General features: G+C 39.2%; 9 protein-coding genes. All 9 read right to left on the bottom strand.

The annotated features are described in order from the left end of the window. Positions 1-26 precede the first annotated feature (26 nt). Positions 27-809 carry a sialate O-acetylesterase gene (locus QUE35_RS07915; RefSeq protein ID WP_031258951.1) on the bottom strand — a complete coding sequence of 261 codons (783 nt, stop codon included), beginning with the start codon at positions 807-809 and terminating at the stop codon, positions 27-29. 19 nt (positions 810-828) lie between these two features. Continuing rightward, positions 829-3,504 (bottom strand): glycoside hydrolase family 2 TIM barrel-domain containing protein, encoded by a 2,676-nt coding sequence (locus QUE35_RS07920; RefSeq protein WP_022603028.1) that lies wholly within the window; start codon positions 3,502-3,504, stop codon positions 829-831. 9 nt (positions 3,505-3,513) lie between these two features. Further along, a complete protein-coding gene (locus QUE35_RS07925) occupies positions 3,514-5,856 on the bottom strand; it encodes a glycoside hydrolase family 31 protein (RefSeq protein WP_022603027.1) in 2,343 nt (780 codons plus the stop codon). Continuing rightward, positions 5,843-7,678 (bottom strand): glycoside hydrolase family 71/99 protein, encoded by a 1,836-nt coding sequence (locus QUE35_RS07930; RefSeq protein WP_031258950.1) that lies wholly within the window; start codon positions 7,676-7,678, stop codon positions 5,843-5,845. The genes QUE35_RS07925 and QUE35_RS07930 overlap by 14 nt, the downstream gene beginning before the upstream one ends. A gap of 19 nt (positions 7,679-7,697) precedes the next feature. Further along, complete coding sequence (locus QUE35_RS07935) at positions 7,698-9,782, bottom strand: hypothetical protein (protein ID WP_022603025.1); 2,085 nt, start codon at positions 9,780-9,782, stop codon at positions 7,698-7,700. A 107-nt stretch (positions 9,783-9,889) separates the two neighbouring features. Continuing rightward, positions 9,890-11,431 carry a hypothetical protein gene (locus QUE35_RS07940; protein WP_022603024.1) on the bottom strand — a complete coding sequence of 514 codons (1,542 nt, stop codon included), beginning with the start codon at positions 11,429-11,431 and terminating at the stop codon, positions 9,890-9,892. A gap of 35 nt (positions 11,432-11,466) precedes the next feature. After that, the gene (locus tag QUE35_RS07945) at positions 11,467-12,078 is read right to left on the bottom strand and encodes a fasciclin domain-containing protein (protein WP_009318095.1); all 612 of its coding nucleotides are present in this window, start codon (positions 12,076-12,078) and stop codon (positions 11,467-11,469) included. Positions 12,079-12,105: 27 nt separating this feature from the next. Continuing rightward, a complete protein-coding gene (locus QUE35_RS07950; protein WP_022391240.1) occupies positions 12,106-13,539 on the bottom strand; it encodes a RagB/SusD family nutrient uptake outer membrane protein in 1,434 nt (477 codons plus the stop codon). 11 nt (positions 13,540-13,550) lie between these two features. After that, positions 13,551-16,643, bottom strand: coding sequence for a SusC/RagA family TonB-linked outer membrane protein (locus QUE35_RS07955; RefSeq protein ID WP_044261926.1), 3,093 nt, complete (start codon positions 16,641-16,643; stop codon positions 13,551-13,553). Positions 16,644-17,333: the final 690 nt, after the last annotated feature.

Below are 17,333 nucleotides of genomic sequence, written 5' to 3' on the forward strand. Positions count from 1 at the left end.
CAACATTTTATAAATAAAAGAATTAATTACTTCCCCCTGTTATATCGGAGGACTTTCTCTGCATACCGTTCTCCTAGTATAATTTGGCTATCGGTATCAAAATGAGGATCGTTCTCATCAATTAACGGTTTCAACCCCTCAGATGATACCACCTTAAATCGGGGAATGCTATCTTCTAACGATCTGAGCATTTTATTGAAAGGGATTGTTCCTTCGGTATGCCCTGTCCAGTTCCATCGAGAAATTTCTCCCGCAACAAACAATAAATCAGGCATATTCAAATCTGCACGCAACTGTTCAACCAATTTACAAATATAGATTTTATACGACTCGGGATAACGGCAATCGGCTTCCCCCTGATGCCATAATACCGCCTTTAACCGACCATACTTCAAGGCTTCTCTAATTCGGCTCAACATCTCTCCATAATAATTATCCGATGCTCCTTTTTCCCATGATTTAATAGAAGAGCCGCCTCTGGCATTTACGACAAGCCCGATTTTACAATCACTCTTTTCTGAAACTTTACGGGCAAAAGAATAAGCCGGCCCTAATTTCTGCATTCCTATCCCTTTTCTTATTGTAGAATAACGATTCAGCGGATTAACGGCCGGTTCAAAAAAATTTCGGTCATTAAAAAGATAAACATTCACTAAAGTATCCATAACAGCCGGTGTTAAAGTCGCCCGCCCTGCCATATTAGACTGACCGATACAAAGATATATGTCGAATTTCCCGGACGCTTCGGAACGGGCAATCATCATGGTAAACGTCAAACTACATATCAGATATGTAAAAAATCTTTTCATTTTATAACCTGATTATCTCCTAATAATTTTTATAAATGCGAATAGCATTCAATATCGGTTCTCCTTCTATACGTTTAAAACCAACAGTCAGGCCTTTCCCGTCATTTACATTCACAATGAACTTCTGGATAACAGCACAACCAAAACCGTAATCTTCAGCAATATCGACCTTATCCATTACCGGATTACCATTTATTTCCAATCCGAAAGTACGCTTACTATACCCCCCGTTTTCCGTATCCGCGCCAAGATTATATACCAAAGATTCTTTCTTTTTATCAGTGTCCAATTCCGCCCAATAAAGATATACCGAATACTCTCCATCCGGGACATCCGCTTTAAAAGCTTCCAAACCGGTACGTTGAGTCTGGAAAATCGGATTATTGTCCGTTCCGAATATATCTATATCAGAACCTAACATCGAACCGAAGCCTGTTTTTCTGCGATAAGGCTCACCTCCGATATATCCCCAACTTCCCGGTTTATAAGGCTGTTCGGGTATCCAGATCATTTCTGCCGTACGATCTTCAAAATAACGGGGAGAACCGAGCATAACATTCATTTCGGTAAAAGGAACGTCTCCATTTTTCAAATCATCGGGAATAAGTTTGAAATCGATCCGAATCATATCACGCAGCTCTTTCCCGTTTTTACGGGCAACTGCTTCCACAACATTTTCTCCATTGACAAACGGAACATCAAAAAACGCGATATTCTCTTCGCATTTTTTCGACCCGATACTTTTGCCGTTTACATATAACTCAACCACCGGATAGTCAGAAAATACAGGAACAGATTGAACACATGTATTTTCTACCGTATTTACGACTCCTCCTCGATTTTTCCATTCTCGGTTACCTATGCGCAAGACATCTTTGTTCCCTAAAGACGCCTCATAAAACAAATAGGTATCTTTACGCTCACGATCGAGCCCCGTTACACCCTTATTATTTACATGAGGCACGGCATCTATTCGGGATTCGGAATAAAAATCATTCAGATTCCACATTGTAAATCCGGCAATAAACGGACGTGCCATCATTTCCCGCAAATAATGACGATGATAAATAATTCCGTACTCTTGAGAAAAATCAAATCTCTCCGGTTTATAAGAGTGTAGTCTCGGATCAACTCCCGGCCCATATTCAGTCACCAACAACACTTTTCCCTTATACTTATCATGAGCCCTGTCAAGAAGCCTTTGAAATTCATCGATATCCGGTTCATACCATCCTTGATACAAGTTCCATCCCATAATCATCGGTATCTCCGTCAAATGAGCCCGTTCATAAAAATCAGGAGCATTATGGTATGCCATCATCGTATAACGGGACGTATCTTCTTTTCGAATAGTATTTTCCAACGTTCTCGCTGTCTTTTCCACAACGGGATAATAAGATTTTAGAAAATCCTCATCCGTACGCGGACGCCGAAGCAATATTTCATTCATATATCCCCAGATCATTACCGACGGGCGATTAAAATCCTGCCGGATCATCTCCTTCACCATATTTACCGAATTCTCAAGAAATTCCGGCGTATCGGTAACCGCATTCACAACCGGTATTTCAACGGAAGTTACAATTCCCAACTTATCGCACATCTCCATAATAACCGGGTCTTGAGGATAATGAGATACTCTCAAGAAGTTGCTTCCCATCTGTTTCATCAACAAAATATCCCTGACATGCATCTCATCCCGCAAAGCATTTCCCTTAGCCAGATAATCCTGATGCCGATTATTTCCGACCAGCTTTCTCGGCTTACCGTTCAAGAAAAACCCCCGTTCCGGGTCGAACTCAAACCAACGAAGTCCGAGCGGATTAGAAACTTCGTCATAAAGGACATCGCCCTTTTTATCATAAACACGTGTATAAACTTGATAGCGATGCGGGTTATCAATATCCCAAAGCAAAGGATTATCGATTATGATTTTCTTTTGTATACCGGTTTCCGTAGTCCGAGATGCAATTTTCAGATTTGTCCGCAAAGATTTCACCTCTTTTCCGGTAGCATCGCATATTTTATTTTCAAGAATAATTTCCACAGGAGAATCAGTATCGTTACTGACCAAAGAGGTAATCTCCACAACCGCTTTTTTCTCTGTCACTTCAGGTGTACGAATATATACTCCCGAAGACGCATAATCATTTGTCGCCAAATGTACCTTATCGACAAACATCAGGTAAACATCTCTATAAATGCCTCCATAAAAGGTAAAATCTGCCGACAACGGAGGTATATTAGGATCATACCCGTTATCTACTTTTATAGCAAAAACATTTTTCTTTCCATAATTAAGGAAACGGCTGATATCAAAATTAAATCGGGTATATCCCCCTATATGTTTACCCACATAAAGTCCGTTTACATAAAGTTCCACGACCTGATTCGCTCCCTCAAAAACAATAACCGCACTCTGATTTTCCCGGGACTCATCTACAAATATAGATTTCCTATACCACGCCGGACCTCTGTAATATCCCGGGATCTCATCATCTCCGTCAAGATTATTCCAAGTATGAGGAATATTTACGGTTTCCCACGAGCTATCATCAGCTCCGATATTTTGCGCATCAAAAGGAGATCCCGGACAAAACTTCCATCGGTCATTTATCGTATAGACTGTTCGTACTCCGGCTGAAGCTGTTGCGAACAATGCTATTAGAAAAACAAATACTAAGTTCTTTCTCATAATTATGCGTTATTTAAAATCGATTTTTATTTTTTCTCCTGTATAAAAAATTTCTCTTTCTATCGGGGTAGATTGTTCCGGGAAATAAACTTTTACAATTACTCGTTGATTTTCAGTCATATTCCGATACTTTCCTATACGATCTCCCAATGTTACACTTTTATCCGATTCATCCCACAAGACAGGACATATAGCAAACTCCCCGTTTTCATATCGATATGAGTCACCCTCATCATCATACCATTCGAAAGAGGCATCAGCCCCTGTATATATACGGAGTTCTACTTTCAGGTCAGGACATTCCGAAACATATTGTTTCACATCGGTCATAGGCAATATCGACCCGCCCCGCACAAAAAGAGGAATGACATCTAATGGTGACGAAGTTTTTTGCATACGTCCTCCACGATATGCCTCACCGGAATAAAAGTCATACCAATACGTTCCGGAATGTCCGGGCAGATATGTACTCTTCTCCCGTGCACCGGGAGTCACGACAGGGCTAACCAGCAACGACGGACCGAACATATACGCATCGGCAATATCGTATGTAGATGTATCGGAGACAAAGTCCATACACAACCCTTTCATAACAGAGCCATGACGCTCTGTTACCTGCCGAGAGACGGAATAAATATAAGGTAACAATTTATATCGCAAGCGGATATATTTCAACTGTGTATCATAATATACAGAACTGGGTTCTCCAAATTGCCATATTTCTCTTGGTACATTCGTACCATGCGCCCGAAATAACGGAGAAAAACACCCAAACTGAAACCACCTAAGATACAATTCTTTATAGGCCGGATCATCCAATCCTTTCGGGAAACAAGCATCTCTTTCGGTTACAAAAAAACCTCCAATATCCGATGTCCAATAAGGAATGCCCGACATAGAAAGATTTATTCCCGCAGCAATCTGCTTGCGAAAATTCTCCCATGATGCAGATACGTCTCCCGACCACACCGCCGTCGCATATCGTTGCTGAGAAGCAAACGCTGACCGGGTAAGTATAAACACCCGTTTTTCATCATTTTCGGTACGAAGTTTATCGTGTAAAAAACGTAACAATTCTAACGAATATACATTCAAATACCTATGAAATGAACCGATATACGTATTTCCGGCAGATTTTGTTTTCTCGGCCTGCTTCAACTGGGTAAACCCATCTCTGAAGGAAGGTTCTGTCGCATCCATCCACCATCCGTCAACACCTTGATCATATAGCCCTCGTTTCAAATGATTCCAGAATATTTCCCGAGCATAAGGATTGTAAGCATCAAATACTTTATAACCTGCCCAAGTAGGTTCATCAAACAAAGCGTGTATAGAATCAAGGTCTCTATAAACAGATGTTTCTTTTCCAAAACCAGGCCATACGGATAACGTAAAATGAACGTGATAATCATTCTGCAATCGGGCAATCGTCTCTTTAGGTCGGCTAAAATTCAACGTATCGAACATCAGGCCGTTCCAATGGGTCTTATCACCCCAATATTCCCAATCTTGTACAATATTATCAAGAGGGATACTATCTTCCCGATAGCGTTTCACGACATTTTCTAATTCTGAGAACGAACGATAACGTTCTTTAGATTGCCAAAAACCGAAAACCCATTTACCGAACATCGGGACTCTCCCGGTAAGAGTTCGATAACCGGCGATTACCTCATCCATATTTTCCCCATAAACAAAATAATAATCTGAGGCATCTCCGACTTCCGAATCGAAACTGTATCCCTGTTCATTATCTCTAAAACGGGTTTCAGAATAATTATCCCATAATATCCCGTATCGATTAGTAGAGATAAGAAATGGATTCACTATGTCCATATTTGCCTGTAACAAAAGAGCGGTATCACCGCGATAATTCATGACACCTGTTTGATATTGACCTAAACCATACAGACCTTCTTTCTCTGTCGGGACAAAGCGTTGCGTTACGTGCAAGCAAGGTTCTTCGGCAACAGTATCTCTGCGGAACGTTCGAGCCTCCCCATTATTCTTCTCACGCAATAAAAGTCTGTCCGTACCGACCTCTCTAAATTCAAAGGCTTTCTCTTTTTTATCAAAAAGAATGATAAGTTCAGGAGTAACAAAACGGTACTCAGAAGAATTATCTTTTACAGTATAACCGGTATAACGAGGTAAGGAGGTATCTACAACAAGTCTTTTCGTAACCAAAGTATCTCCCGACGGATATGATAATATCCGGACTATCCGCGGTGAAAAGAATTCGACCCGATAATCAACGTTATCTTCCCGAAAAGATATTATACCTGTTTCCGAGACAGAACATCCGGACAACAGAAAAACAAGAAGAATACAAATTCGGTCAATCATTTTCATAATGCATCATCTGATATTGTAACATAATATTTCGAACATGCCCCCGTCCTTTAATATAAAATGCCGGATTATTCTCTTTATAAAAGATATTTCCCTTATAAAGACGTATTCGAACAGGTTTCCATTGACCGGTCTTATTTTTGCGAATACTTCCTACAACACTATATTTATCCTTAGGTATCCTATTTGTTTCGGAATATATCCGAATGAAATCATCTCCTTCATCTAAATATTCAAAACATATATATCCCTCATAATTATATTTTAAAAGCTTATGATGCAAATCCTTCGGCAAATAAAGTTTCAAACTTTTGCCGACATCATATCCCTGTTTATCGAGTGAGTCCCGTAAAAGATCTTTTTCCGAAAGGTTTAAATTTTCCTTCATCAAACGAGAAGACATTTTCAAGACATAATCCGTACAAGCTCTCAATAATCCGTCCGCCTTTTTATATTTTTCTTTGGAAATATACTTAGCTGCATCATTTAACATTCGTACTTGCTTTTTTTCGATGTCTATGCCTGAATCTTTCAATAAGGCAAACTGTTTTCGAAGATAAAACAACCGTTCCGGCAAAAGCAATCCCCTTTTATCTGCAATCTTTTCTTTAAATAAAGAGGAATAATACAATGTAGTTTCCAGTTCACGTATTCCGTTTTCACGTGTCGGAGCAATTTCATGACCTTCCGTAAAATCGCTCCATGACGCAATAAAAACCATGTCCAGACTATCCTTGTTCGCCATATTGAATCGCCACATTTTACGATATGTCTCTCCTCGATCTCTCGGAATATAAAAGAAATGCCCTCGTCCCCATCCTGCACATCCCCGATTATCCATACCGGGCATCACGAATCCCGACTTGATTCTGAAAACAGGATTCGGATTGTTCCAGATCGAATCACGAAATGGTTTCATAAATTCGATCAAATCTTCCGTTTCCGCATAATTATCCCAATAAGGATGAGCCGCATCCATTATACGAACACGGGCAGGCAACCATGCTGTAGGAACTGCTCCCAAACCGATCCATTCATCAATTTCTTCGCTATGAGTAACCGGAATATAACGGTTATTTTCCAATCTTCCCCAATCTGCCCACCGACGTAAGACTACCGGAGCATTCATTCCTACAGGAATTCTGACTCTTTCATAAGCCCATTTATACTCTTCAACAGTCGCACCAGGACCAAATAGATAAAATACCGGATATCCTTTTACTATCGGGGCTGTAACTCCAGTAAAAACACTATCGATAAGGTATTGGTAACAACGTACATAATGTTCGGTCTTTTTTTTGCGAGTATTAATTTCAGGATAACGTTTGGTTATCCAATCATAATACAGCCAACCATCACACCAATTCACCCCGATTTCAAAATCGTATCGAGCCGCGACTTTTTGCATGGCTTTTAACAAGACATCATTCTCATGCCCCATAAATCCCCACTCGATAAAAAAGCCGTCGATCCCGGCAGTCTTTGCACTCAGAATTTGATACTCGATATAGTCTTCATCCAAATCGGACTGTATGCCGAGAATCGGATAATGAACCGATGCAATTTCATTCATATACGGCTCTTTATCTCCCGATAAATTATCTGCATTATAACACAAGGAATTTATCCCCGTATGAGATTTTTGGGTATCGGCATACATAGTCCAACGACCTAACATCCCGTCATGATTTCGGGTATAACGTACTCCATGATAATCGGCATATACTTTTTTGCCGTTCCCCGTATTCTTCGCTATCGTCGGATAACTTAATAGAAACAAAGACAGAAGCGGCATTAATCTATATAGTAGCCTTTTTTTCATGATCCGGATATTTTATCGGTTAACGGATAAACTTACATGAGGAATACTGGCTGTCCGAAACAATAAACGCAATATACACTCCCGAAGACAAACTTGTAAGATCTACTGTTTCAACCGCTTTTGTCACAAGCATATCACAAACCGAACTTCCCCCAGCAGCATTATATATCTGCAAACGGGCATTTTCCCCTGCATTAAGAATATTCAGTTTTTTCCCGGACATAAAAAGCCGTACAGATGTTTCGGATACCGATTTTGAAACAGCTCCCGATGTTGTCGAATAAACGGTAAAATCAAATGACAGATTTCTGATCTTAGAAACCTTCGAATCGTCTCCATAAAACGAAATATCGCTATTTCCCGATTCTGCTCCATATTTTACATTCTCTTTATATAAGCGTATTTTCGCAGTTTTCCATGCACCCAGTCCTTCATGCTTAAGTTGCGCTATCGTTTTGAACATATCTCGGGGTTCTTTATATGTTCCGGATACGATATTGATATTCTTACCCCATGTGTCATCCCAATATTCGAAATTCATATATCCCTCATAATTCTGGGCAGCCAATTTACCTTTAAGATCATTGTCTTTTATCGTTACTCCGGTACGGCCATTAGACAATACATATTCACCGTCATCATTCAATGAGCCTGTAATCGTCAAACCGGCTGCATCGATATGATAACTCTCTGAAGTTACCCCTGCTTCCAACTGAGCAAACCGGTCTTTCATATCCTCAATCTCCGATTCTGCATCGGCGTAATCTCCATCGGATATAGACATGGCTATCTTATCAAGATCAGAAGTATAAGCAGAACCGTCTATGCCGCAAAGAGTAAAAAACTCAGCTTTCTTACGTAACTTAAATAGTTCGAGCGGCAGGGTTATACCCGATTCATCATAGGAGGTTTCACCTTTAAACTGTGTCGCATATTTAAGCGTCATACGCAAATCACGATCTCCGTTCTCGACAGTCGGTTCGATTTCATGCCCTTCGGTATAATCATTCCATGATCCGATATAAATCATGTTTAACATATTCTTATATTTCAGATTCAATTCCCACATTCTCTCATAGGTATCTCCATCATCTCTCGGAATATAAGAAAGTTTTCCGGTCGTTGACCATCCTCCACACCCGTAGTTATTCATTCCGGGAGCTACAAATCCCGATTTGACGGGATATCCCGAACGCCATACCGTCGTAGCAAAAGCATTCAAAAATATTTCACAATCATCAGCAGAAGCATATCGGTGAAATTTAGGAGTCAGATGATAACCGGTACGTATGCGTTCAGGCATCCAAGGTGTAGGCACGACTTTATTTTCATTCACCCATTCAGAACCGGCTTGTGTCAACGGACTTTTAGGAGTATATACATCGTTCGTCAAAGACGGGTTAAGTGTCGTACGCATAATTACATTCGGAAATTTATCCGTACCGCTTACCGGATAACCATCCGGATACGTATAAGTATATTCACGAATCGTTTTAAACTCTTCGGCGGTAAATCCGTCATGAAACAAATAAAATACAGGTTTACCATTGACAATCGGTGCTGTCGAACCGGTAAACACATTATCTATAAGATATTGCATACAGGTAATAAAATACTCTACGTTCTCTTCTCGTGTACCGGCATGCCATCCCTTTTCCATCAACCATCCATCACAAATATTAACGCCCACTTCAAAATCATACTTTTTCGCAACCTCCTGAATTTTTTGCAAAAGAGTGTTCGATGTATGGTCTATATAACCCCATTCCACAAAAAATCCGTCAATCCCGGCAGTTTTGGCACTTAATACTTGATATTCGATATTATCCGGATCGTATTGCGATTGCATACCCACCAAAGGATATTCATAGGCCGCGATATTATGCTGTCCATTCGCCAAAATCAGATCAGGATTATACGTTAATTGAGTAACGCCTGACTTTTCCGGGCTGTAAGTCATTTTCGAAGCATACTTCCATTCTCCGAATTCACCGTCATAGAGACGGGTACGGCGGATTCCATGATAATCGGCATATACCTTTTTTTGCGAATAAACGGGAAAAAGTAAAACCGTCAGCAGAAATAAAGTCAACAATCTTTTCATAAAACACTATTTGAACAGAAGTTATACATTCTTGATTAGGATTACGAAAAAAGAGAATACACGGTATAGCATATAAAAATGCCATACCGCATATTTTCATTCAAGATTTATTTTTTCGGAAGCTTGATCGATACTGTTATGATACGGGCTGTCGGATTATTCGACACAACCTGCGTATCGCTCAAGATTTTCATTACACCGATACGGCCGCCTCCTGCAGTAGAGGTATCTACCGTTTTAAATGCAATTATATCTCCGACAACAAACGGATTGATTTTGTTCGATGTTATATTAGATGCAGAAATAGCATTCGATATAGACTCTGCCGTGGCATTATCGAAATCAAATCCGGGAACTGCCAACAAACGAGTTTTGTTTTGAACCTCCATATCTGCTACCGATCCGTTCTTTCCTTTAAATTCAGAACATTTCGTATCATTACCTCCATCTATTGCATACATACGCAATACCCCTTGTCCGCCATAAGCATAAAATTTGAGATCTACATTTGAAGCGTTGGCCGAACTTTCAAGTGCATAATCTACCGAATAAGTCTTCATATCTTTCAATGAGATCAAGGCATATACATCCGGATAATTTGCATTCCCATTAGCCAATATCTGGCTGCCGACAGAAAGATTAGCGACAAAATCCATATTGACAATCGCCGTCATCGTCGCCTCCGATGTCTTATCCACAACATCGGTAGCCACAATTTTCAGCTTAGATGTCGCATTCGTCAACAATACATCCAAAGATTCGGTAACCGAAAGAGGAGAGTCTGCAAAATCTTTCGTAGCGGCAAGCACCTCTTGCGAATCTTCTATACGATAAATTTTCACATTGCGGATACCGCGTTGAGATTCCATACGCAATGTAATCGCTTTCGTTTCATCCTTATCCGCAAATACAGTATCTTCTTTCAACGTAATAGTCGGAGGTGCTGGTGTCAGATAATTTACCGTCATCGTAACAATTTTCACTTGTCCGTAAACATCGGTAGCTTTTACTTTAAAACCTTTGTCCCCTTCCATATACATAATCTGCTCATCAAAAACATATTCGGTCTCAGCATTATCAAACTCGATCGGGAAACCATATTGCATTTGTCCGCTTTCCGACACAAGATACATCTCGATCTTCTTCAATCCGGCGACAGAGGTTACCGTGAAATGCGTTTTCGGCATATCCCCGCCAACCAACTCATCATAAGTAATCGATTCAGGATCAAAGACTATCGACGGACCTTCTTTTATTCCCGTAACTCCTAACTCCAAAGTCGCTTTGGCTTCCCGGTTCAGTTTATCGATCGCAGTAACGACAAAAGCTTTATAATCTTCCTGATAGTTCAGGTTCTCAGACAGGCTATATGCCTTCTCATTAAAGAACGTCGTTACCGTTTTATAATCGATCATCCCTGTTTCCGTCTCGATTTGCATTATAACTTTTTTCAGTCCAAGCTCAGAACGGATAACAGCGACTACCGGCAAATTATCCACTTCATTCATATCGGCCTGAAGATCATCATAAGCGAACTTAATAACCGGTTGGCTCAATGACGGATCTAAGGTCTCTTCGTCATCTTTACAGCTCGAAAACGGTAAAATGCAAGCTGTAAGAAACAATATTGATAATATTTTTTTTAACATACGTTTATATATTAAGCGTTACTACTTATGATAAACTATTTTTTATAATAGCAATATGAGTCAAAGACATGAATTACACCGTTTACAGGCATAATATTGCTGGTGATAGCTGCTCTCATCGGAGAATTTCCATTTGTCCCCGTATCATTGATAATCACTTTACCCGCATCTGCTTGCCATGGATTTTTCCGTACCAGGATAGTCATAAGACCTTCTTCTCCTCTTAGCAAAGTAAGAACATGGATTGCTTCTACGGGCAAATCTCCATAAGCGCTATAACTTCCTTCAATAATATGATACTGCAATAATTTTTTTACGCTTTCCATATCACAATCAGAAATAGATGATATTCCCGGAAAACGATCTGCCATAAAATTTTTCATGGCAGTATTGTTCAATGCCAAAAAAGTATATTCGGTATCAGTCTGAGTAAAATAATCTTTCATTCCGGTATATTCTATTGCTTCGATATAGGTTGAAAATATATCCGGACGAGAATTAATATACTCCCATGCAGTCATATTCACATGCGGATCAAGAACAGAACTTTCATAGTCGTAATTTTTCTGCAACGGCATGTCACAACTATTCATCGTACCGATAATGACCAGTAGAACCGCTATCTTATTTAATAAATTCTTCAACATGATTCTATATTTTAGATGTGGTTATTTTTACTTACCGTAATACGGATTCTGTGTTAATTTCGGATTCTCATTGATATGGGAATAGTGTATCGGGAAAAGTTCATTTCCATCTTGGTTCATTCCATTAATAGGCTCCATGACTTCTTTCCACTTTTTCGTACGCAACAAATCGAACCAACGGCGTCCTTCTCCGACCAACTCTATTTGACGTTCATCCAAAATATAATTGATAATATCGTCCTCCGAAGCAAAATCCATAGACGTAGCGGTTGTCAACCCAGCACGGTCGCGAATCTGTTTTACCAAATCCAACGCTTCTTCCCATTTTCCCATACGGGCACGCGCTTCGGCCTGTAACAAAATCATATCTGAATAGCGGTAAATAGGATAAGCCACTTCACATGTCTTATTTAAAGTCGTACTGATTGTTCCTCCGATAAATTTATTGAGCTCCCACCCATTTTGATAATACTGAGTTGTATATGCTTTTCTTAAATCATCATCAGAAAACTTTTCAAGAATAGCATCTGATAAAACGGCGGCACGGTTTCCCGATCCAGTAAACCATTGATACATATAACTATATCCACTCGATCCCACTTCGTCCATATCAAAATGGACAACAAAGATGAGTTCTTTAGTCGTGTATTCATCATTCTCAGGAGTATCATCCGAAGGTTTTCCGTTCAGTTCTTCCACAAACATTTTCCGCCAATTCTCAATACTTGTTTCAAGTTTCATAAACGTAGCGTCTCCGGACATCTTATCAATAGTCTGATCTGCCAAATTATACTCCTCAAGCCACATATACACATCTGCCATAATAGCCCAAACGCCATAAATAGAAATGCGTTTCCGTTCTTTATTATTCGTTTTATCCATCAATTCTTCAGCTTTTTTAAGGTCTTCAAGAATCACATTCCTAAGGATATAATTTTTATCGGTACGCTCTTTATATAGATCAGTACTATACTTTTCGTTCGGCTCAGTAAACAAAGGTACGTCTCCCCAAACGCGAATAGCATAAAAATAACCGAGAGCTCTCATGGCATAGGCCTGTCCTAAATAATCGTTACGAGTAGCGATAGAAGGCATATCGACTGTCGGAATATACTTAATCGCCAGATTTGCCTGATTGATCATTTTATATAAATCTGTCCACTTGGCACATTCATGACTCGTCGTTATCAAGTTATCGATTACCCTTTGTTGATCTGCTGCAGAAGAAGAACCGGGAGACATATTGTCTGAACGGAACTCTCCCCAGTAAAAATAATTCTTCCGCATAGTCGTACGGAAAAGTCCGTAAATTTCATTTACTCCGGCTTTTACATCCCGTGAAGTTTGCCACATCTCTTCTACCGGTATTTCACTTATCGGCTCTTCCTCAAGAAATGCCTCGCAAGAACTCAACGAAAAAGCAAGTGCGGCAACTCCAAAAAATAACTTTATCCTATTCATAGTAGTTTCGATTAAAAATTAACAGACATACCTACACCATATTCTCTTTTTTTCGGGTAACGATAATTATCCCGACCGATTTGTAACGGATCGCTCGTCGAAAACTCCGGATCAAATCCCGAATATTTAGTCCAAGTAAGAGCGTTATTTACAAAAGCATACAGATTTATACCTTTTACACCACATTTCCGACACCAATTTTTCGGTAGGTTATAACTTAACCGCACATTCTGTAATCGGATGAAAGAACCGTCTTCGACATAGAAAGAGTTAGCATAACGGGCATTATCATATTCATCATTATAAGGTCTCGGATAAAGGGCTATATCTCCCTGTTTCAACCATGTATTATAAATTACATCCGGAGAAGGTGTCGTTCCGGTATATTTAAACATATTCCGGTTATGCTCACCGAAGTTGTAAATCTCTCCACCCAAAGAGTAATAAAAAGAAATAAACAAGCTCCAATCCTTATACGTAAACTGAGTGCTAAGACCTCCTGTAACATCAGGAAGTGCATTGCCGATAATCATACGGTCATTATCATCGATAATTCCGTCACGACTACCTTCTGGTTCTTCCCAGTTAATATCTCCTCCGCGAAAAGGTTTTCCGTTCGGTAAAGTTTTCTGCAAGACTTTACCGGTATATTCCGTTCCATTCAATAAATATTTATTTTGAAACACACCATTTTCAAAAACCGGTGTAAGCTGTTGCCATGATCCTTCGGCAAAAGCATTAGACTCATCATATTGGAAAACATTAATATATTTATATCCATAGAAGTCTCCGATACGTCCTCCTTCTTGCATCCACCATAAATCTCCTTCCAAATAAGCTTTACCTTCAGAAAGACGCTCTATCTGATTTATGTTTCGTGAAATATTAAACGAAGCATTCCATCGGAAATTTTTTGTACGGATGATATCTCCGGCAATAGCGACTTCGAATCCTCGGTTGCTGACCTCGCCCACATTGGTTTTCATCGTTGAAAAACCCGACTCTTTCGGGAGTTCATAATCTGCCAACAATCCTGAAGTATATTTGTCATAGTAATCAAATGTAGCGGTAAGACGGCTATTCCAGAAAGAAAGGTCAAGACCGATATCAAACTGTTTTGTCTCTTCCCATTTCAGATTGTCTTTACCGATACGAGTTGCAGAAACGCCTCCGACACCGTCATAAATAGTGCTCGGAGAATAAGTATATACGTAATCGTAATTTCCGATAGACTCATTTCCGGTTACACCATAACTTACACGAATCTTCGCATCATCGAGTGCAGGTTTGGCAAATTGCATGAACTTCTCATCAGAAATACGCCAACCGACAGATGCAGACGGGAAATTCCCCCATTTATTATTCTCAGCAAAACGAGAAGATCCGTCTCGGCGCACATTTGCCGTCAATAAATAACGTCCTTTATAATCATAAGTTATACGAGCAAACAAAGAAGCTAAAGAATGGCTCGTCTGCCATGTACCGGTAGAAGTTTGAGTCAAATTAGACGCAAAAGCGTTCATCGTATAAATATAATCGGTAGAAGAATTAGTCCCTACAAGAATTTCATTTTGATTTGACCAACGCTGAGCACTAAAACCCGCCATTGCAGAAAAATTATGGTCTCCCCATTTGTGGCTATAACTGAAATAATCTTCATTCATCCAGTTCCAGCCTAAATAGTTATAAGAACCGCCTTCATTACTTTTTTGCCACTCATCCGTAATAATACTGGGATATAATTTCTTCCGTTTACTAAGCGAGAAATTGGCATTGATATTCGTACGGAACTTCAAACCTTTATAAATGTCAAATTCAAAGAACTGATAAAAATTCCCTTTATATGCGTCTGTAAAATCTGTTGTATACTCGACTTGCGCAATCGGATTTTTCTGTCCGTTAAACACTCCCACAAGCGAGCCATCAGGGTAGTATGTCGAGAAATAAGGACGACGACTCAACATTGCATTTAATAATGCATTCTCGTTTATACCCTCTTTTTTAGAGTAAGTAAGAGCGATGCGGCTACCCATATTCATCCATTTTACCGGTTTGTAATCAGAATTAATACGAGTTGTCAACCGCTGAAATGCCGTATTAGGAACTATACCTCTTTCATTAAAATAACCGGTATTGATAAAATATTTGATTTTGTCGCTGCCACCGCCCACACTAATATCAACCTGATCCTTCTGTGCAGTTTGCAAAATCATATCCTGATAGTCATTATCTACATTAAAAAATACATTCAACGAGTCTTGAATCATTTGGATACTCTCATCTGCATTACCGATATTATTATCTAAAAAATACTGACGACGAGCATTATCATAATAACGACGATCAGCACGGTTTGCCTGAGCCAACTTATGAGACAATGTTCCCCATGAATGATTGTACTTCACATCAATACGGGGCTTACCCGCTTCTCCTTGCTTAGTTGTAATGATAATCACACCATTAGCAGAACGAGAACCGTAAATAGCTGCCGAAGCTGCATCTTTCAAAATTTCCATAGATGCAATATCCGTTGGGTTGATTCCATCAATATCATCCAAAGGAATACCATCCACAATATAAAGGGGTTTTACTCCATCGGCAGAGAATGTAGATGTTCCACGTATTTTAATTGAAGAAGTTTCCCCGGGTTGGCCAGAACCGGAAATAATCTGAATTCCGGCAGTCTGTCCTTGTAAAGCCTCAAACACATTCGTCGCCATCTTCTGCTCTATATCTTTACTGGATATAGAACTGATAGCACCTGTTACATCTCGTTTTTTCATCGTTCCGTATCCGACAACGACTACTTCATCGAGATTTTTAGAATTTTCGGACAAAATAACTTTCATATCCGGCTTTGATGTAACCTCTTTAGTTACATACCCGACATACGAAACGATCAAAGTAGCACCGCTTTTCGATACTTTAATCGTAAACTTACCATCCAAATCGGTCGCTGCAACATTTTTTGTCCCTTTTTCTGTGACGGTAGCACCGGGCAATGTTTCCCCTGCCTCGTCCAGAACAACACCTTTCACACTTACTTTACCGGAAGTCTGCGCATTTATTGGCTGCACCAGCAATAAGAAATTGAAAAAAGCCATTAGGCATCCGACAATACGGACTATTCGCTCTGTTCCACTTTTCATGTTATGTATTAGTTTAGTAAAAAAATTTAAACACTCAGATAGACATGGTAATAGATATCTTCTTTTATTTACAAACTCCATCTTTTGTCCAAACAAATGTTCGTTTTACTAAACGGAATGAAAAGTCTTAAATATGTAGTGTTGGATATTCGATAAATGTATTGATAACAAAAATTTGTGTAAAAATTAAGGAAGAAATTTAGTGAATAAAAAAAAGTCCGAATAAACGAACGTTTATTTGGACAGTCTAATCAATCGGCATAAAAACAGATTTAGGCTCAATTTCACGGACAAATATATGGCATAAATTTTAAATAACAAATATGTGTGCGCACACACAAAACACACAAAATCACATATTTTATTACAAATCAAATGTTTATAAAAAAATATCAAGTATAAAATATGTTATTAAACATATTCTGAGATAATAATTCTACAATTAAAACAACATATTGTTATACTATTAATATAAAAAAGAAACACAAAAGCCATAAATGTATTCTTTACTATAAAAATATATCTATATATACAACCCGCTTCAAAGTCTTTTAATATTAATAGTGACGATATACAAACTATATTCAGATCTGTCGTCTAAATTTTGCTCAGTCTACGTTTGAGAATTTCGATTGAGGATATTTC

Origin of the sequence: Coprobacter fastidiosus (genome assembly GCF_030296935.1) — a bacterium.
Lineage (GTDB): Bacteria > Bacteroidota > Bacteroidia > Bacteroidales > Coprobacteraceae > Coprobacter > Coprobacter fastidiosus.